The 18,202-nt window shown below is 74.0% G+C and carries 12 protein-coding genes; 4 read left to right on the top strand and 8 right to left on the bottom strand.

What is annotated here, in order from left to right; genetic code table 11:
• Positions 1-9 precede the first annotated feature (9 nt).
• From coaE to rpsA, 3 genes are all read right to left on the bottom strand, one after another.
• The gene (gene coaE / locus ABD358_RS15690) at positions 10-621 is read right to left on the bottom strand and encodes a dephospho-CoA kinase (protein WP_344631625.1); all 612 of its coding nucleotides are present in this window, start codon (positions 619-621) and stop codon (positions 10-12) included.
• Between the two features lie 148 nt (positions 622-769).
• Positions 770-1,768, bottom strand: a complete 999-nt coding sequence (locus ABD358_RS15685; protein WP_344631624.1) for a PAC2 family protein — start codon at positions 1,766-1,768, stop codon at positions 770-772.
• Between the two features lie 313 nt (positions 1,769-2,081).
• Positions 2,082-3,584: a 30S ribosomal protein S1 gene (gene rpsA, locus ABD358_RS15680; RefSeq protein WP_344631623.1), complete on the bottom strand. Its 1,503-nt coding sequence runs from the start codon at positions 3,582-3,584 to the stop codon at positions 2,082-2,084.
• 430 nt (positions 3,585-4,014) lie between these two features.
• On the opposite strand from rpsA, the gene ABD358_RS15675 reads away from it, so the two are divergent.
• Both ABD358_RS15675 and hrpB read left to right on the top strand, forming a co-directional pair.
• Complete coding sequence (locus ABD358_RS15675; RefSeq protein ID WP_344631622.1) at positions 4,015-4,833, top strand: class I SAM-dependent methyltransferase; 819 nt, start codon at positions 4,015-4,017, stop codon at positions 4,831-4,833.
• Between the two features lie 76 nt (positions 4,834-4,909).
• Positions 4,910-7,489, top strand: a complete 2,580-nt coding sequence (gene hrpB, locus ABD358_RS15670) for an ATP-dependent helicase HrpB (RefSeq protein WP_425576340.1) — start codon at positions 4,910-4,912, stop codon at positions 7,487-7,489.
• Between the two features lie 59 nt (positions 7,490-7,548).
• Here hrpB and ABD358_RS15665 read toward each other — a convergent pair whose 3' ends face one another.
• Positions 7,549-8,994, bottom strand: coding sequence for a lytic murein transglycosylase (locus ABD358_RS15665; protein ID WP_344631620.1), 1,446 nt, complete (start codon positions 8,992-8,994; stop codon positions 7,549-7,551).
• A gap of 290 nt (positions 8,995-9,284) precedes the next feature.
• Positions 9,285-12,032, bottom strand: a complete 2,748-nt coding sequence (gene polA / locus ABD358_RS15660; RefSeq protein WP_425576339.1) for a DNA polymerase I — start codon at positions 12,030-12,032, stop codon at positions 9,285-9,287.
• Positions 12,033-12,126: 94 nt separating this feature from the next.
• Between polA and ABD358_RS15655 the strand changes: the two genes are divergently transcribed.
• Positions 12,127-14,433 carry an FdhF/YdeP family oxidoreductase gene (locus ABD358_RS15655; protein ID WP_344631618.1) on the top strand — a complete coding sequence of 769 codons (2,307 nt, stop codon included), beginning with the start codon at positions 12,127-12,129 and terminating at the stop codon, positions 14,431-14,433.
• Between the two features lie 65 nt (positions 14,434-14,498).
• Positions 14,499-14,969 (top strand): PaaI family thioesterase, encoded by a 471-nt coding sequence (locus ABD358_RS15650; protein WP_344631617.1) that lies wholly within the window; start codon positions 14,499-14,501, stop codon positions 14,967-14,969.
• A 147-nt stretch (positions 14,970-15,116) separates the two neighbouring features.
• Here ABD358_RS15650 and ABD358_RS15645 read toward each other — a convergent pair whose 3' ends face one another.
• Genes ABD358_RS15645 through ABD358_RS15635 form a run of 3 tightly spaced genes read right to left on the bottom strand, consistent with a single transcriptional unit; the run spans position 15,117 to position 18,201 of the window.
• Positions 15,117-15,884, bottom strand: coding sequence for an ABC transporter ATP-binding protein (locus ABD358_RS15645; protein WP_344631616.1), 768 nt, complete (start codon positions 15,882-15,884; stop codon positions 15,117-15,119).
• Complete coding sequence (locus ABD358_RS15640) at positions 15,881-16,822, bottom strand: ABC transporter ATP-binding protein (RefSeq protein ID WP_344631615.1); 942 nt, start codon at positions 16,820-16,822, stop codon at positions 15,881-15,883. Before ABD358_RS15640 ends, ABD358_RS15645 begins: the two co-directional genes overlap by 4 nt.
• Positions 16,819-18,201: a branched-chain amino acid ABC transporter permease gene (locus ABD358_RS15635; protein ID WP_425576347.1), complete on the bottom strand. Its 1,383-nt coding sequence runs from the start codon at positions 18,199-18,201 to the stop codon at positions 16,819-16,821. The genes ABD358_RS15640 and ABD358_RS15635 overlap by 4 nt, the downstream gene beginning before the upstream one ends.
• Position 18,202: the final 1 nt, after the last annotated feature.

Here is an 18,202-nt window from a genome sequence, read left to right as displayed (position 1 = left end):
GCCCCGCGGTCAAGCCGGGCGGGGGCGGCGGGCCCGTTCCTCCAGCCGCCGCCAGACCTCCGCGACCTGCGGCTCCAGTTCCTCCAGCGGGCCGTCGTTGTCGATGACGAAGTCGGCGACGGCCAGCCGCTGTTCGCGGGTGGCCTGGGCGGCCATCCGGGCGCGGGCCTCCGCCTCGTCCATGCCCCGCAGGCGCACCAGGCGGTCGAGCCGGGTCTCGGTGGAGGCGTCGACGACCACCACCGCGTCGTAGAGGGGGGCGAGGCCGTTCTCGGCCAGCAGCGGCACGTCGTGGACGACGATCGCGTCCTCGCCGGCCGCCTCCTGGAGTTCGGCGGAGCGGGCGCCGACCAGCGGGTGGACGATCGCGTTGAGGGCCTTGCGCCTCTCCGGGTCGCCGAAGACGACGGCTCCGAGGCGGGGGCGGTCCAGGGTGCCGTCCGGGGCGAGGATCTCCTCGCCGAACTCGGCGACCACGGCGGCGAGCCCGGGGGTGCCGGGCTCCACGACCTCGCGGGCGATCTTGTCGGCGTCCACGACCACGGCCCCGTACGAGTCGAGGAGGCGTGACACCTCGCTCTTGCCCGCGCCGATTCCGCCCGTCAGTCCCACGGAGAGCATGGCCGCCCCTCCACCCGTCCGGTGCCCGTTCGCTCCCCGCGCCGTGGGCGGGGCCGCGTGCCGTGGCGGACCGCCCGCCACGGCCTCCTCACCCTACCCAAGCGCCGAACGGCGCCGGGGCCGGGAAGCGGCCGCGGCCCGGGGCCCCTCAGGGGCGGGGGCCTCCTCCGGCGCCGTCCGCGGCGCTCCCGCCGTCCGGGCCGGCGCCGTCGCCGTTCTCGCGCTCGGCGAGGAAGCGTTCGAAGACCTCGCCCAGCTCGTCGGCGGACGGCAGCTCCACGGGTTCGGCGACCAGGCTGCCGCGGGTCTCGGCCCCGGCTATCGCGTCGTACTGCTGCTCCAGCCCGCGGACGACCGCGACCAGCTCGCCGTCCCCCTCGGCGAGCTGCCGCTCGATCTCGTCCTGGATGCGGTGGGCGTCCGAGCGCAGCGCGTGGGTCACCTCGGGCAGGACCAGGCCGGTGGCCGCGGTGATCGACTCGACGACCACCAGGGCCGCGTCGGGGTAGGTGGAGCGGGCCACGTAGTGCGGCACGTGCGCGGCGAAGCCCAGCACGTCGTGGCCGGCCTCGGCGAGCCGCAGCTCCAGCAGCGCGGCGGCGCTGCCGGGCACCTGGGCCTCCTCGAAGGGGCTCTGGCGCACGGGCGTGAGGTCGGGGCGGTTGCCGTGGGGGGTGAGGCCGACGGGGCGGGTGTGCGGGACGCCCATGGGGATGCCGTGGAAGGTGACCGCCAGCCGCACGCCGAGCCGTTCGACCAGCTGGAGCACGGCGGCGGTGAACCTCTCCCACTCCACGTCCGGTTCGGGCCCGGTGAGCAGCAGGAAGGGGCTGCCGGTGGCGTCCCTCAGCAGCCGCAGTTCCAGCCGGGGCCGGTCGTAGGAGACCCACCGGTCGCGCCGGAAGGTCATCAGCGGGCGGCGGGCGCGGTAGTCGACGAGGCGGTCCGTGTCGAACCGGGCGACGGTCAGGTGCGGCTGGTGGTCCAGCAGCCGCGTGACGATCTGGCCGCCGGTCTCCCCGGCGTCGATGAAGCCCTCGAAGTGGTAGAGCATCACGAGCCCGGCGCTGCCCGGTTCGCCGAGGGCCTCCTCGGCCTCCTTCAGGCCCGTCGGTTCCCACTCGTACAGACTCTGCGGGTCCAGCACTGCTGCCGCTCCTTCGTGTCGCTCCTGTCCGTCGGCAACATCCGCCGCCGAGTGCGCATTCCCGCCGCCGGACTGCCCGATGCCCTCTCGTGCGGGGCGCCGGGCCGGATGATCACCGGCCCCGTTCACGCATGGTGCCACGTCCGGCGCCCCGGTCCGCCCGGGGCGCGGCAGGGCTCCGGCAGGACTCCGGCGGGGTTCCGCCGGAGTTCCGGTGGGAACGCCTCAGGGCCCGCTCCCGGGAAACGGGAGCGGGCCCTGTTCAGGCGTTGTCGCGGGCCGGCCCGGCACCGGGCCGGCCCATCGGCTCAGCTCAGCTCTGGCCGCCCGCGAGCTTCTCGCGGAGGGCCGCCAGGGCCTCGTCCGAGGCCAGCGCACCGGAGGTGTCGCCCGACTCCGAGGAGTACGAGCCGCCGCCGCCGGCACCGCCCTGCTGGCCGCCGGCACCGCCGGCGCCCTCGGCCTCCGCCTGCGCGTCGGCCTCGCGGGACTTGAGGACCTGCGCCTGGTGCTGCTCGAAGCGCTGCTGCGCCTCGGCGTACTGGCGCTCCCACTCCTCGCGCTGCTTCTCGTAGCCGGGCAGCCAGTCGTTGGCCTCCGGGTCGAAGCCCTCGGGGTAGATGTAGTTGCCCTGCTCGTCGTAGGACGCGGCCATGCCGTACAGGGTCGGGTCGAACTCCGCCGCGAGCGGGTCGGGGCCGAAGGCCTCGTTGGCCTGCTTCAGCGAGAGGCTGATGCGGCGGCGCTCCAGGTCGATGTCGATGACCTTGACGAAGATCTCGTCGCCGACCTGGACGACCTGCTCGGGGATCTCCACGTGGCGCTCGGCCAGCTCGGAGATGTGGACCAGGCCCTCGATGCCCTCGTCCACGCGGACGAACGCGCCGAACGGCACCAGCTTGGTGACCTTGCCGGGGACGACCTGGCCGATCTGGTGGGTCCGAGCGAACTGCTGCCACGGGTCCTCCTGGGTCGCCTTCAGCGACAGGGAGACCCGCTCGCGGTCCATGTCGACGTCCAGGACCTCGACAGTGACCTCCTGGCCGACCTCGACGACCTCGGACGGGTGGTCGATGTGCTTCCAGGACAGCTCGGAGACGTGGACCAGACCGTCGACGCCGCCGAGGTCCACGAAGGCGCCGAAGTTGACGATCGAGGAGACGACGCCGGAGCGCACCTGGCCCTTCTGCAGGGTGGTGAGGAAGGTCTGGCGGACCTCGCTCTGGGTCTGCTCCAGCCAGGCGCGGCGGGAGAGAACCACGTTGTTGCGGTTCTTGTCCAGCTCGATGATCTTCGCCTCGAGCTCCTTGCCGACGTACGGCTGAAGGTCGCGGACGCGGCGCATTTCGACCAGGGAGGCCGGGAGGAAGCCGCGGAGGCCGATGTCGAGGATCAGGCCGCCCTTGACGACCTCGATGACGGTACCGGTGACGATGCCGTCCTCTTCCTTGATCTTCTCGATGGTGCCCCAGGCACGCTCGTACTGGGCGCGCTTCTTCGAGAGGATCAGGCGGCCCTCCTTGTCCTCCTTCTGGAGGACCAGGGCCTCGATCTCGTCACCGACGGCGACGACCTCGTTCGGGTCGACATCGTGCTTGATCGACAGCTCACGGGAAGGGATGACACCCTCGGTCTTGTAGCCGATGTCGAGCAGGACCTCGTCCCGGTCGACCTTCACGATGACGCCGTCGACGATGTCGCCGTCGTTGAAGTACTTGATCGTCTCGTCGATCGCGGCGAGGAAGGCTTCCTCGGAACCGATGTCGTTAACCGCAACCTGCGGGGTGGTCACGGTGGTCTCGGTGCTGCTCGTCATGTGGAAAAGGGCTCCGGTACGGACATTGAAGTCGTAGGTACTGCTACGCCGAGAGCCCTTATCGCACTGCCGAAGCCGGACAGCCTGAGAGGTGCTTTCACGAAGATCTCCGAGGAAATCACAAGCACCTCGACAACCGAGGGGACATACAACAGATGCGAGCGCGACCTGCTCCGTCTGAGGCGCGCAGGCCCGCAGCGCAACTTGTAGCATACGGGGGCAGCCGGACATGGTCAACGTACGAACGAGAACACGGGGGACCTAACCCGCATATCCGGCAGATTTCACTGCCTCCGGAGCCCTTCCGGGCCCCGTCCCTGTGTCTTCCCACAACGTCCGCGGCGCCCCTCGGGGCCTCCGGCACGTGCCTTCTCCCCTTCCGGCACCCTCCCCGACCCCCATCCGACCGCAGGCTACGACGACGGGCAGCATGAACCAAGAGAGCGAACCAGAGGTCACGCGCCGCGAGGCCGGCCACACCGAGAGCGTCCGGGCCAGCCGCCTGTGGTGGGACCGGAACGCGGACGACTACCAGCGCGAGCACGGTGAGTTCCTCGGCGACGACCGCTTCGTGTGGGGCCCGGAGGGGCTGGACGAGGAGCGGGCCCGCCTGCTGGGCCCGGCGGAGGACCTGGCCGGGCGGTCCGTGCTGGAGGTCGGCGCCGGGGCGGCCCAGTGCTCGCGCTGGCTGGCGGCCCGCGGCGCCCGGCCGGTCGCGCTGGACGTCTCGCACCGGCAGCTCCAGCACGCGCTGCGCATCGCGCAGGCCTCCGGCTCCCCGCCGTTCCCCCTCGTCCAGGCCGACGCGGGCGCGCTGCCCTTCGCCGACGGCTCCTTCGACCTGGCGTGCTCCGCCTACGGCGCGCTGCCCTTCGTCGCCGACCCGGTGCGGGTGCTGCGGGAGGTGCACCGCGTCCTGCGGCCGGGCGGGCGCTGGGTGTTCTCGGTGACCCACCCGATCCGCTGGGCCTTCCCCGACGAGCCGGGCGCCGAGGGGCTGACGGTCCACTCCTCCTACTTCGACCGCACGCCGTACGTGGAGCAGGACGAGCACGGCCGGGCCGTCTACGTCGAGCACCACCGGACGCTCGGCGACCGGGTGCGCGACCTCGTCGCCGCCGGATTCCGCCTGGTGGACCTGGTCGAGCCGGAGTGGCCCGAGTGGAACCGGCAGGTCTGGGGCGGCTGGTCGCCGCTGCGCGGGCGGCTGATCCCCGGCACGGCGGTCTTCGTCTGCGAACGCGGCTGACCCGGCCGCCCCCGCCGGAGCGCCGGAGCGCCGGAGTGCCGGGAGAGGGCCGGGGGCGGCTGGGAGGATGGGGGGCATGCCCCTGCGGACCGACGCCCTCCACCGGCTCCCCGTACGCTCCGCCCTGCCCGCCCTCGGCGACGCCCTGGCCACGCGCGGGGCGGCGGTGCTGTGCGCGCCGCCGGGCACGGGCAAGACCACGCTGGTACCCCTGGCCCTGGCCGGGCTCGCGTCCGGGCCGGCGCCCGCCGGGTTGGACGGCCCCGCCCGGCGCGTGGTGGTGGCCGAGCCGCGCCGCATCGCGGTGCGGGCCGCGGCCCGGCGGATGGCCTGGCTGCTGGGCGAGCGGGTCGGGGAGCGGGTCGGGTTCACCGTGCGCGGCGAGCGCGTGGTGGGCCCCGGGTGCACGGTGGAGGTGGTGACCACCGGGGTGCTGCTCCAGCGCCTGCAGCGCGACCCGGAGCTGCCCGGGGTCGGCACGGTGGTGCTGGACGAGTGCCACGAGCGGCACCTGGACGCCGACACCGCCGCCGCCTTCCTGCTGGACGTCCGGGCCGCGCTGCGGCCGGAGCTGCGGCTGGTCGCCGCCTCGGCGACCACCGACGCCGAGGGCTGGGCGCGGCTGCTGGACGCGCCCGTGGTGGAGACGCCCGGTGTGACGCACCCGGTGCGGGTGGTGTGGGCGCCCCCCGCGCGTCCGGTGCGGCCCGCGCACGGGACACGGGTGGACCCGGCCCTGCTGGAGCACGTCGCCTCCGTGGTGCGGCGGGCGCTGCGCGAGGAGAGCGGCGACGTGCTGTGCTTCCTGCCCGGCACCGGGGAGATCGCGCGGGTGGCGGCGCTGCTGGGGGACGGGGTGGACGCCGAGGTGCTCCAGGTCCACGGGCGGGCCCCGGCCGCCGTCCAGGACGCGGTGCTGGCCGGTTCCGCCGGGCGGCGGCGGGTGGTGCTGGCCACGGCGGTCGCCGAGTCCAGCCTGACCGTCCCCGGGGTGCGGGTGGTGGTGGACTCGGGTCTGGCCCGTGAGCCGCGCACCGACCACGCCCGCGGGCTGAGCGCCCTGACGACGGTACGGGTCTCGCGGGCGTCGGCCGAGCAGCGCGCCGGCCGGGCCGGACGCGAGGCGCCGGGCGTGGTGTACCGCTGCTGGGCCGAGGCCGAGCACGGCCGGCTGCCGCGGTTCCCCTCCCCCGAGATCGCGGTCGCGGACCTCACCTCTTTCGCTCTCCGGACGGCCTGCTGGGGCGATCCGGACGCACGCGGTCTGGCGCTGCCCGACCCGCCTCCGGAGGGGGCGATGGCCGCGGCCCGCGAGGTGCTGCGCGCGATCGGCGCCGTGGACGCGGCCGGACGGGCGACCGGACGCGGGGAGGCGATGGCCCGCCTGGGCCTCCACCCCCGGCTGGCCCGCGCCCTGCTGGACGGGGCGCCCCTGGTGGGCGCCCGGCGGGCGGCGGAGGTGGTGGCGCTGCTGAGCGAGGAGCCGCCCCGGGAGTACGGCGACGAGGTGGCGGCCGTCCGGCGGGCCGCGCGCCGCGGCGGGGACCCGTACGCCGCCCGCTGGCGCACGGAGGCGCGGCGCCTGGCGGAGGCCCTGCCGGAGGACGGGCGCGGCAGGGCGGCGGAGCGGGCGGACGGCCTGCCGGACGACGCCGCGGCGGGGCTGGTGGTGGCGCTGGCCTTCCCCGAGCGGGTCGCGCGCTCCCGCGGCGGGTCGGCGTACCTGATGGCCTCCGGGACGCGGGCGGAACTCGCCCCCGGTTCCGGACTGCGGGACGCCCCCTGGCTGGCGGTCGCCGTCGCGGACCGCCCGGTGGGTTCGGCGTCCGCGCGGGTCCGGCTGGCCGCGGTGATCGACGAGGACACCGCGCGCCGGGCCGCCGCGGCGCTGCACGTCCGCCGGGAGGAGGTGCGGTGGTCCGGCGGGCGGCACGGCCCCGGCGACGTCGTCGCCCGGCGCGTGGAGCTGCTGGGCGCGGTCGAGCTGGCCTCCTCGCCGCTTCCGGAGCCCGATCCGGCGCTGGTGCGGGCAGCGCTGCTGGACGGGCTGCGGCGCGAGGGGCCGGGGCTGCTCCACTGGTCGCGGGAGGCGCGTTCGCTGCGGGAGCGGCTGGCCTTCCTCCACCGGGAGCTGGGCGGGCCGTGGCCGGACGTGTCGGACGAGGCGCTGTCCGCCCGGGCGGAGGAGTGGCTGGGCCCCGCCCTGGAGGGCGCGCGGCGGCGGGCCGACCTGGAGCGGCTGGACGCCGGGCGGCTGCTGGGCGCCCTGCTGCCGTGGGCCACGGGGGACGCCGCCCGGCTGGAGGAGCTGGCGCCGGAGCGGATCGAGGTGCCCTCCGGCTCGCGGATACGGGTGGACTACGGCGGCGAGCGCCCGGTCCTTGCGGTCAAGCTGCAGGAGCTGTTCGGCTGGCAGGAGGCGCCGCGCCTGGCCGGGGGGCGGGTGCCGCTGCTGGTGCACCTGCTGTCGCCCGCGGGGCGGCCCGCCGCCGTGACGGCGGACCTGGCGTCGTTCTGGCGGGACGGCTACCGCTCGGTGCGGGCGGAGCTGCGCGGGCGCTATCCCCGGCACCCCTGGCCCGAGGACCCGGCGACCGCGGAGCCCACGCGGCGGACGGCGGACGCGGCGCGCGGCGGACGGGCCGGCGGACGCTGACGGCCCCGGCGGCCCGCCATTCGGCGGGCCGCCGGGGCCGGGGCGTGCGGTCCGGGTGCTCAGTCCTGGCGGCCGGTGACGGCTCCGCCGACGGTGAGGGCGGTGTCCGGGGCGGGTGTCTCCCCGCCCTCGGGGTCGTCCTGCGGCTCGTCCCCGCCGTCCTCGTCCTCCGGATCGCCGCAGGGGTCCTCCGGGTCCTTGTCGGGATCCTCCGGGTCCTCGCCGGGGCCCTCGGGATCCTTCTCCGGGTCCTTGGGGTCCTCGCCGGGGTTCTCGGGATCCTTCTCCGGGTCCTTCGGATCCTCGCCGGGGTCCTTCGGGTCCTCGCCGGGGTTCTCCGGGTCTTCCGGATCCTTCGGGTCGTCGGGGTCCGCCGGGCAGGTGGGGTCGGGTTCCGTCGGTTCGTCGGGCTCCGGCTCCGGGTCCTCGGGCGGGGTGCCGGGCTCGTCCGGCTCCGGCTCCGGCTTCGGGTCCGGCTTCTCCGGCGGGGTGCCGGGCTCGTCCGGCTTGGGCTCGATGGTGCCCTCCCCCGAGGCGGGGGGCGGCGTGGACGGCTTGTCGTCCTTGCCGTCGTCCTTGCCGCCGCCCTTCGAGCCGCCCTTCTCGGGGCCTTTGGACCCGCCCTTCGACCGGGAGTCGGGGTCCGTGGCGGGCTTCGCGGGCCTGGACTCGTTGCCCGCGCCGGGGGTCTCGGGCAGCACGCCCTTGCCGTCGGGGACCTCGTGGACGCCCTTGCGGTAGAACTCCAGCCACGACAGCACGGTCCGCAGGTAGTCCCGGGAGTGGTTGTAGCTGAGGATGGCCCGTTCCAGATCGGCCGGGTTCGACAGGTCCCTGCCGCCCGCGCACAGGTAGCGCCCGGCGGCGAGCGCCGCGTCGTAGATGTTGTTGGGGTCCTCGCGGCCGTCGCCGTTGCCGTCCGCTCCCCAGGTGGCCCAGGTCGACGGGATGAACTGCATGGGGCCGACGGCCCGGTCGTACCGGGTGTCGCCGTCGTAGGCGCCGTTGTCGGTGTCCGAGATGTGCGCGAAGCCGACGCCGTTGAGGGCGGGGCCCAGGATCGGCCTGAGGGTGGTGCCCCCCTCGTCCACCGCGCCGCCGCGGGCCTGCCCGGACTCCACCTTGCCGATCGCGGCGAGGAGTTGCCAGGGGAGGTTGCAGCCGGGCTGCTCGCTGTTGAGCGTCCTCTCCGCCTTCTTGTAGGCGGCCAGGACCGAGGCGGGTATGCCCGACTCCGCGGGGCCGGTGGCGGCCGGGAGGTCATTGGAGGAACCGGGCCTGTCCGGCTTCACCAGCGGTGGAAGCTCGGTGTGGTAGGGGGAGTTGCCGTCGGCGGGAAGGTCGGGCACGTCCGGGGAGGAGGCGGCGTCCTTGCCGCCGGGCTGGACGAATTCCAGGCCCGGGCCCTGCGACGCGGTGAGCGCGGCCATCGCCGCCGCCGCGATCGCGGTGCTGGTCACACCCCTGCGGACCCTGCCCACGAGTCCCCCGAGTCGAGCCGTCATCTGCCAGACCCCTCCACGCTGCCGTTCCGTACTGCCGCGCGGCCCGTGCTCTCCGCGCCCGTCCTGTATGCCCGGTGTCCCGGCCGCTCCGCTCCCCCGCGTGCGGCAACGGTCGTGACACTACGGCAAGTTCGGCACCCGATCCACCGCGTCCCCTCCCGGCTTCACGATGGGCACGGTCGCTCCACCGGATGTTCACGCCGTGTGCCGCCCGTACGGTTCCCCCACCGTCCGGGCGGCACACGGCCGTTCGCCTCCCGCGCCGGCGGCAGGCCGGGGCGGGGGCCGGTTCAGTGGGCGGCGTTCTCCCAGTTCCCGCCGGCGCCGACCGACACGTCCAGCGGCGCCCGCAGCTCGACGGCCCCGGCCATCTCCCGGCGCACCAGCTCCTCCACGGCCTCCCGCTCGCCCGGGGCGACCTCCAGCACGATCTCGTCGTGCACCTGGAGGAGCATCCTGGAACGCAGCCCCGCCCCGTCCAGCGCGCGGTCCACCTTCAGCATCGCGATCTTCACGATGTCCGCGGCGGTGCCCTGGATCGGTGCGTTGAGCGCCATCCGCTCGGCCATCTCCCGGCGCTGCCGGTTGTCGCTGTTGAGGTCCGGCAGGTAGCGGCGGCGGCCGAGGATGGTCTCGGTGTAGCCGGTGACCCGCGCGTCCTCCACCACCCGGTGCAGGTAGTCGCGCACCCCGCCGAAGCGCTCGAAGTAGGCGTCCATCAGCCTGCGCGCCTCGTCGGCGGTGATGCCGAGCTGCTGGGACAGGCCGAAGGCCGACAGCCCGTAGGCCAGCCCGTACGACATGGCCTTGATCTTGCGGCGCATCTCCGGGTCCACCCGGTCCTTGGGCACGCCGAAGACCTGGGAGGCGGCCGTGGTGTGGAGGTCCTCGCCGGAGGTGAACGCCTCGATCAGGCCCTCGTCCTCCGACAGGTGCGCCATCACCCGCAGCTCGATCTGGCTGTAGTCGGCCGTCAGCAGCGACTCGTAGCCCTCGCCGACCACGAAGCCCCGCCGGATGGCCCGTCCCTCGTCGGTGCGCACCGGGATGTTCTGCAGGTTCGGGTCGGTCGACGACAGCCGCCCGGTCGCGGCGACCGTCTGGTTGAAGGTGGTGTGGATGCGCCCGTCGGCGGCGATCGTCTTGATCAGGCCCTCGACGGTGGTGCGCAGCTTGGACTGCTCGCGGTAGCGCAGCATGATCACCGGCAGTTCGTGCTCGGTCTGCGCCGCCAGCCACGCCAGCGCGTCCGCGTCGGTGGTGTAGCCCGTCTTGGTCCGCTTCGTCTTCGGCAGGCCCAGCTCGCCGAAGAGGACCTCCTGCAGCTGCTTGGGCGAGCCCAGGTTGAACTCGTGGCCCACCGAGGCGTGCGCCTCCCGCACGGCCTGCTGGACCGCCGCGGCGAACTGCCGCTCCATCTCCTCCAGCCACGCCCGGTCCGCGGCGATGCCGGCGCGCTCCATCCGCGCCAGCAGCTCGGAGACCGGCAGCTCCACGTCGTTCAGCAGGCCGGCCGCGCCCACCTCCTCCAGCCGTCCGGCCAGCGCCTCCCCCAGGTCGAGGATGGTGCGGGCGCGGCTCATCAGCGCGGCCGCCTCCGCCTCCTCGTCCGCGCCCAGGGCGAGCTGCCCGTCGCTCTCGGCCGCCCGGGCCGGCTCGCGGCCCAGGAACTCCACCGACAGCGCGTCCAGCGCGAAGGAGCGGCGGCCCGGCTGCACCAGGTAGGCGGCGAGCGCGGTGTCCATCGTCACGCCGCCGACCCGCCAGCCGTGCTCGGCGAAGACCCGCATCGCCGCCTTGGCGTCGTGCACCACCTTCGGCCGGTCCGCGTCGGCGAGCCACGCGGCGAACGCCCTCTCGTCGGCCTCGTCCAGCCCCGCGGGGTCGAACCACGCGGCCGGGCCCGTGGCCGCGGCCAGGGCGATCTCGGTGACGCCGCCCGCGCCGAGCTTCCAGGTGTCGACGGTGGCCACCCCCAGCGGCCCGGCCCCGGACGCGGCGTGCTCGGCCAGCCAGGGCGCCAGCTCGCCGGAGCCCAGGACCGTGCCGTCGATCTCCACCCCGTCCTCCGGGGCCGCCTCCTCCCCGGCCGCGCCCGGGTCCACGGCGTACAGCCGGTCGCGGAAGCCGGTGTTGCGGAACTCCAGCGTGTCCAGCACCGTCTCCAGCGCCTCGCGGTCGTACGGCGCCCGCGCCAGGTCCGCCGGGCCGGCCGGCAGCTCCACGTCGTGCACCAGGGCCGTCAGCCGCCGGTTGAGCCTGACGGAGTCCAGGTGCTCGCGCAGCTTCTCGCCGACCTTGCCCTTGACCTCGTCGGCGCGCTCCAGCAGCTCCTCCAGGGAGCCGAACTGCCTGATCCACTTCGCCGCCGTCTTCTCGCCCACCCCCGGAATGCCGGGCAGGTTGTCCGACGGGTCGCCGCGCAGCGCGGCGAAGTCCGGGTACTGCCGGGGGGTCAGGCCGTACTTCTCCTCCACCTTCTCGGGGGTGAAGCGGGTCAGCTCCGACACCCCGCGGGTGGGGTACAGCACCGTGACCGCGTCGCTCACCAGCTGGAAGGAGTCACGGTCGCCGGTGACGATCGACACCTGGAAGCCCTCGGCCTCCGCCTGGCCGGCCAGGGTGGCGATGATGTCGTCCGCCTCGAAGCCCTCCACCGCGAACCGCCGCACGTTCATCGCGTCCAGCAGCTCGCCGATCAGCTCCACCTGCCCCCGGAAGCTGTCCGGGCTCTTGGAGCGGTTCGCCTTGTACTCGGCGAACTCCTTCGTGCGCCAGGTCGTGCGCGACACGTCGAAGGCGACCGCCAGGTGGGTGGGCTCCTCGTCGCGCAGCGTGTTCGCCAGCATCGAGGCGAAACCGTAGACGGCGTTCGTCGGCTGCCCCGTGGTGGTGGAGAAGTTCTCCTCGGGCAGCGCGAAGAACGCCCGGTAGGCGAGGGAGTGCCCGTCCAGCAGGAGCAGGCGCTTCTCCTCCGGTGCGGACGGTGCTGCCGGCGCGGTCGGTGTCGCGGTCACTGTCGATGCTTTGTTGGCCACGCCCCGATCCTCCCACGCGGCACCGACAATTCCCTCCCGGACCGCCCTGCGCACCCGTGACGCGTTCCGGCGCCCCGTGGCAGGATCGTCGGCCATGAAGCGCAAGCCGCCCCAGGCCGATCCCGTCCAGGACGCCCCCCGGGTCAGCGCCCCGCGGCGCTCCGCCGCCGGGCTGCCCGCCGTCGCCAACTCCCTGCGCGTGGCGCAGCGGCAGATGGGGGCGCGGCGCACCGCGCTGACCCTGCTGAGGGTCAACCAGGCGGACGGCTTCGACTGCCCCGGCTGCGCCTGGCCCGAGCCGGAGCGGCGGCACGCCGCCGAGTTCTGCGAGAACGGCGCCAAGGCCGTCGCCGAGGAGGCCACCCTGCGGCGCGTCACCCCCGCCTTCTTCGCCGAGCGCCCCGTGTCCGAACTCGCCCGCCGCTCGGGGTACTGGCTGGGACAGCAGGGGCGGCTCACCCACCCGATGTACCTGGCGGAGGGCTCCGACCACTACGAGCCGATCGGCTGGGAGCGGGCCTTCGACATCGTCGCCGAGGAACTGCGCGCCCTCGACTCCCCCGACGAGGCCCTCTTCTACACCTCCGGCCGCACCAGCAACGAGGCCGCCTTCCTCTACCAGCTCTTCGCCCGCTGCTTCGGCACCAACAACCTGCCCGACTGCTCCAACCTGTGCCACGAGTCCTCCGGCGCGGCGCTGACCGAGACCCTCGGCGTCGGCAAGGGCAGCGTGCTGCTGGAGGACCTCCACCACGCCGACCTGATCATCGTCGCCGGGCAGAACCCCGGCACCAACCACCCGCGGATGCTCACCGCCCTGGAGAAGGCCAAGCGGAACGGGGCGAGGATCATCACCGTCAACCCGCTCCCCGAGGCGGGCCTGGAACGGTTCGACAACCCGCAGACCCTGCGCGGCCTGGCCGGCTCCGGCACCCCGCTGACCGACCTGTTCCTCCAGATCCGCATCGGCGGCGACCAGGCTCTCTTCCGCGAGCTGTGCCGCCGCGTCCTGGCGGCCGAGGGCGGCGTCGACGAGGAGTTCGTCCGCGAACACACCCACGGCTTCGAGGAGTTCGCGGCGGCCGTCCGCGCCGGCGACCCCGGGGAGGTCCCGCGCGCCACCGGACTCGACCCGGCCGACATCGACCGCGCCGCCGACATGGTGCTGGCCTCGAAGCGCACCGTCGTGTGCTGGGCCATGGGCCTGACCCAGCACCGGCACGCCGTGCCCACCATCCGCGAGATCGTCAACCTCCTGCTGCTGCGCGGCGCCGTCGGCCGCCCCGGCGCCGGGGTCTGCCCGGTGCGCGGCCACAGCAACGTCCAGGGCGACCGCACCATGGGCATCGTCGAGAAGCCCTCCCCCGCCCTGCTGGACGCCCTGGAGGAGGAGTTCGGCGTCCCCATGCCGCGCGAGCACGGCCTGGACGTCGTGAACGCCATCCGCGCCCTGCGCGACGGGCGGGCCAAGGTGTTCTTCGCCCTGGGCGGCAACTTCGTCGCCGCCTCCCCCGACACCGGGGTGACCGAGGCCGCCATGCGCCGGGCCCGGCTGACCGTGCACGTGTCCACCAAGCTCAACCGCTCCCACTGCGTCACCGGCGCCCGCGCGCTGATCCTGCCCGTCCTCGGCCGCACCGAGCGCGACGTGCAGGCGTCCGGCGAGCAGTTCGTCACCGTCGAGGACTCCATGGGCGTGGTCCACGCCTCCCGCGGGCGCCTGGCCCCGGCGAGCGAACACCTGCTGTCGGAGCCCGCCCTCGTCTGCCGCCTGGCCCGCCGGGTCCTGGGCGGCGACCACCCCGTCCCCTGGGAGGAGTTCGAGGCCGACTACGCCGCGGTCCGCGACCGCATCGCCCGCACCATCCCCGGCTTCGAGGACTTCAACGCCCGCGTCGCCCGCCCCGGGGGCTTCGTCCTCCCCCACGCGCCGCGCGACGAGCGCCGCTTCCCCACCGCCACCGGCAAGGCCAACTTCACCGCCGCGCCCGTGGAATGGCCGCGCGTGCCGCCCGGCCGCCTGCTGCTGCAGACCCTGCGCTCCCACGACCAGTACAACACCACGGTCTACGGCCTCGACGACCGCTACCGCGGCATCGAGGGAGGCCGCCGCGTGGTGCTCGTCCACCCCGGCGACGCCGCGGAACTGGGCCTGCCCGACGGGTCGTACGCCGACCTCACCAGCGAGTGGGAGGACGGCCGGGAACGCACCGCGCCCGGCTTCCGCGTCGTCCACTACCCCACCGCCCGCGGATGCGCCGCCGCCTACTTCCCCGAGACCAACGTCCTGGTCCCCCTCGACGCCACCGCCGAGGTCAGCAACACCCCCGCCAGCAAGTCCGTGGTGATCCGCCTCACCCCGTCCCGGGGGCCCCTGCCCGCCTCTGATAAGACGGTGTAGAACACACCCATCAGCCACCGGAGGCGGTGCGCACGCACCGGCGCGACGATCGGAGCCGTGAACCCATGGGCGAGCAGACCACCACCAGGTTCCCCCAGGAGATCATCGACCAGTGGGCCGGGCTCGGCATCGACCTGCCCACCCTGTTCTCCGCCGGGCACCTCGGCGAGCGCATGGGCCTGACCATCCTGGAGGCCTCCCCCGAGAAGGTCGTCGGCACCCTCCCCGTCGAGGGCAACACCCAGCCCTACGGGCTGCTGCACGGCGGCGCCTCCGCCGTCCTGGCCGAGACCCTCGGCTCCGTCGGCGCCATGCTCCACGGCGGACCGGGCAGGATCGCCGTCGGCGTGGACCTCAACTGCACCCACCACCGCGGACTGCGCTCCGGCACCGTCACCGGCACCGCCACCCCCCTGCACCGCGGCCGGTCCACCGCCACGTACGAGATCGCCGTCACCGACGAGCAGGGCCGGCGCGTGTGCTCCGCCCGCCTCACCTGCCTGCTGCGCGACGCCCCGGAGAACGCCCACGGCTGACGTCCCGCGCGGGAACCCGCCCGGAGGACGGAGGGACTCCCCCCGGGCCCCGTGCGCGCTCCCGCGCCCGCCCGGGCCCGCACACGGCGGTGCCGCGGCGGCACCCTCGCCGCCGCGGCACCGCCGCGCAGAAACGGGCAGGAGGCGCTACGCGGCGCCCTCGCCCAGATAGGCCGCCCGCACCCGGGGGTCGGAGAGCAGCGCGGACGCCTCGCCCTCCATCGCCACCGAACCGGTCTCCAGCACGTACCCGCGGTCCGCCATCCGGAGCGCCTGCGCGGCGTTCTGCTCCACCAGCAGCACCGTGGTGCCCTGCTCGTTGATCTCCTTGATGATCCCGAAGATCTGCTGCACGATCAGCGGCGCCAGACCCATCGACGGCTCGTCCAGCAGCAGGATCTCCGGCTTGCCCATCAGGGCCCGGCCGATCGCCAGCATCTGCTGCTCACCGCCGGAGAGCGTCCCGCCGAGCTGGCTCTTGCGCTCGCCCAGCCTCGGGAACAGGGTGAACACCCGGTCCATGTCCGCCTTGTCCACGGACCTGAACCGGTACGCCCCCATCTGGAGGTTCTCCCGGACCGTCATCCGCGGGAACACCCCGCGCCCCTCGGGCACGTGGCCGATGCCGAACCGCACCAGATCGTGCGACTTGATCCCGTCGATCCGCTCCCCGTGCAGCAGCACCTGGCCCTCGCGCGGGGCGATCATCCCCGACGCCGTCCGCAGCGTGGTCGTCTTCCCCGCGCCGTTGGCGCCGAGCAGCGCGACGACCTCACCGCGGCGGACCGTCAGGTTGACGCCCTTGAGCGCCTCGATCGCGCCGTAGAACACGTGCAGGTCACGGAGTTCGAGCACCACCGGAGAGGTGGACCCGCCGCGCTCCGGCTCCTTCTTCAACCGCGTGGTGCCGCTCACTCGCGCTCCTCCGTGTCCCGCGCCGCGGACCCGCCCGCGCCCGCCTCCGGGCCGGCGGCGTCCGCGTCGGCGATCGCCTCCGCCACCGCGGCCTCGTCCTCCTCCGTCACGGCGCCCAGGTACGCCTCGATCACCGCCTGGTCCCGCTGCACCTCCGACGGGGAACCCTCGGCGATCTTCCTGCCGAAGTTGAGCACCATCACCCGGTCCGCCACCGACATCACCAGCCGCATGTCGTGCTCGATCAGCAGCACGCTCACGCCAAGCTCGGTGTTGATCCGCCGGATCAGCTCCTCCAGCTCCAGCTTCTCCGTCGGGTTGGTGCCCGCCGCCGGCTCGTCCAGCAGCAGCACCTCCGGACCGGTCGCCAGCGCCCGCGCGATCTCCAGCCGCCGCTGGTCGCCGTAGCTCAGCGCCCCCGCCAGCTCGTTCATCCGGTCGAGCAGACCGACGAACGACAGCACCTCGTGCGCCCGGCGGTCACTGGCCCGCTCCGCCTTCCGCGCGTTCGGCAGCCCCAGCATGATCGACACCGGGTCGGCCTTCAGCCGCGTCTCCGCCGCGATCTTGACGTTCTCCAACGCCGTCAGCGCACCGAACAACCGGATGTTCTGGAAGGTGCGCGCCAGCCCCAGACGGCTCACCACGTGCGGCTTGGCGCCCAGCAGCGAGTGCTCCCCGCCGCCCCGCGGCCGGAAGACGATCCTCCCCTCCTGCGGGACGTACGCGCCCGTCAGCGAGTTGAACAGCGACGTCTTGCCCGCGCCGTTGGGCCCGATGACCGCCAGCACCTCACCGCGCCGCATCCGCAGCTCGACGTCGTCCAGACTGGTCAGACCGCCGAACCGCAGCGTCACGCCCGACGTCTCCAGCACCAGGTCCCCCGGCCCGGCACCGTCCGCCGGCACCCGGCCCGTCTTCGTCACCTCGGTGGTCACTGCTGCCTGCCTTCCGCCGGGCCGGTCGCGTCGGCTCCGCCGATCCCCGCCTCCGCCATCCGCAGCTCACGCTTGCGGCGACGGGAGGGCCACACACCCTGCGGCCGGTAGATCATCATGATGACGAGCAGGGCCCCCAGGTACATGTACCGGTCCTTGGGGTCCACCCACTCCCGCAGCCCCTCCGGCAGCCACACCAGGAACGCGGTGCCGACCAGCACCCCGGGGACCGACCCCATGCCGCCGAAGATGACGTACGCCAGCACCAGCACGGACAGCAGGATCGCGAAGTTCTCCGGGTTGAAGTACCCCACCTTGCTCGCGTACGCCACGCCCGCCACACCGGAGGTCGAGGCGCCGATCGCGAACGCCATCAGCTTGTACCGCACCGTGTTCACACCCGTGGCCGCCGCCGCCACCTCGTCCTCGCGGATCGCGGTCCACGCCCGGCCCACCTTGGAGTGCTCCAGCCGCAGGAACAGGAAGATCGCCAGCACGATGAACCCGATCAGCAGCCAGTAGTACGGCATCGGGTCCAGCTTCCACTCGTAGGAGAAGAAGCCCAGGTCGACGCTGAACCGCTCGACCTTGACGCCCCGCACGCCCTCCGTCACACCGTCGGCGTTCTTCGCCATCAGGTACACGATCTCGTGGAAGCCGAGCGTCACGATCGCCAGGTAGTCACCCCTCAGCCGCAGCGTCGGCGCACCCAGGATCACACCCGCCACCAGGCAGGTCAGCACCGCGACCGGCAGCACCAGGAAGTTGTTCAGCACCACCGGCGGCTGGACCGGCAGCGCCCCCGTCCAGTACGCCGCGCTGTACGCGCCGATGGCGAAGAACGCGATGAAGCCCAGGTCGAGCAGGCCCGCCCAGCCGATCACCACGTTCAGACCGATCGCCAGCAGCACGTAGATGGCGATCTGGTCCACCAGCACCTGCTGCCAGTACCGCTCCAGCCCCAGCGGCCCGAACACCGCCAGCGCCAGCAGCGCCACCAGCACGCCGACCCGCACCGAGGCGTTCGACTCCCACACGCCCCGCACCGAGGCGAACGGACCCGGCGCGGCCTCCTTGCCCCGCCCGACGGCACCGCCGGCCCGGTCGGCGAGGAACTCCCGCACCGCCCAGACGACCACCGCGACACCCACCCAGATCCACAGGGCGAAACCGGTCAGGTCCTCCCGCAGCGCGAAGAACAGGTCCCGGGTGGTGCCCTCCTTGCCCGTCATCAGCGTCAGGGTCACCGCCAGCGCCAGCAGCGCGCCCAGCCGCCGCCAGCGCGGCTCCTGGTACCAGTGCACCTTCCGCAGCCGGGCCGCCGCCGACAGCGCCGCCGGAACGCCCTCCGAGGTCTTCGCCGGGGCCGAGGTCTTCATG

Source organism: Streptomyces glaucosporus, from assembly GCF_039533345.1.
In the GTDB taxonomy this organism is placed as follows: domain Bacteria; phylum Actinomycetota; class Actinomycetes; order Streptomycetales; family Streptomycetaceae; genus Streptomyces; species Streptomyces glaucosporus.
The sequence above is the reverse complement of the archived record's forward strand: the minus strand, read 5'-3'. Positions and strand labels throughout refer to the sequence as shown.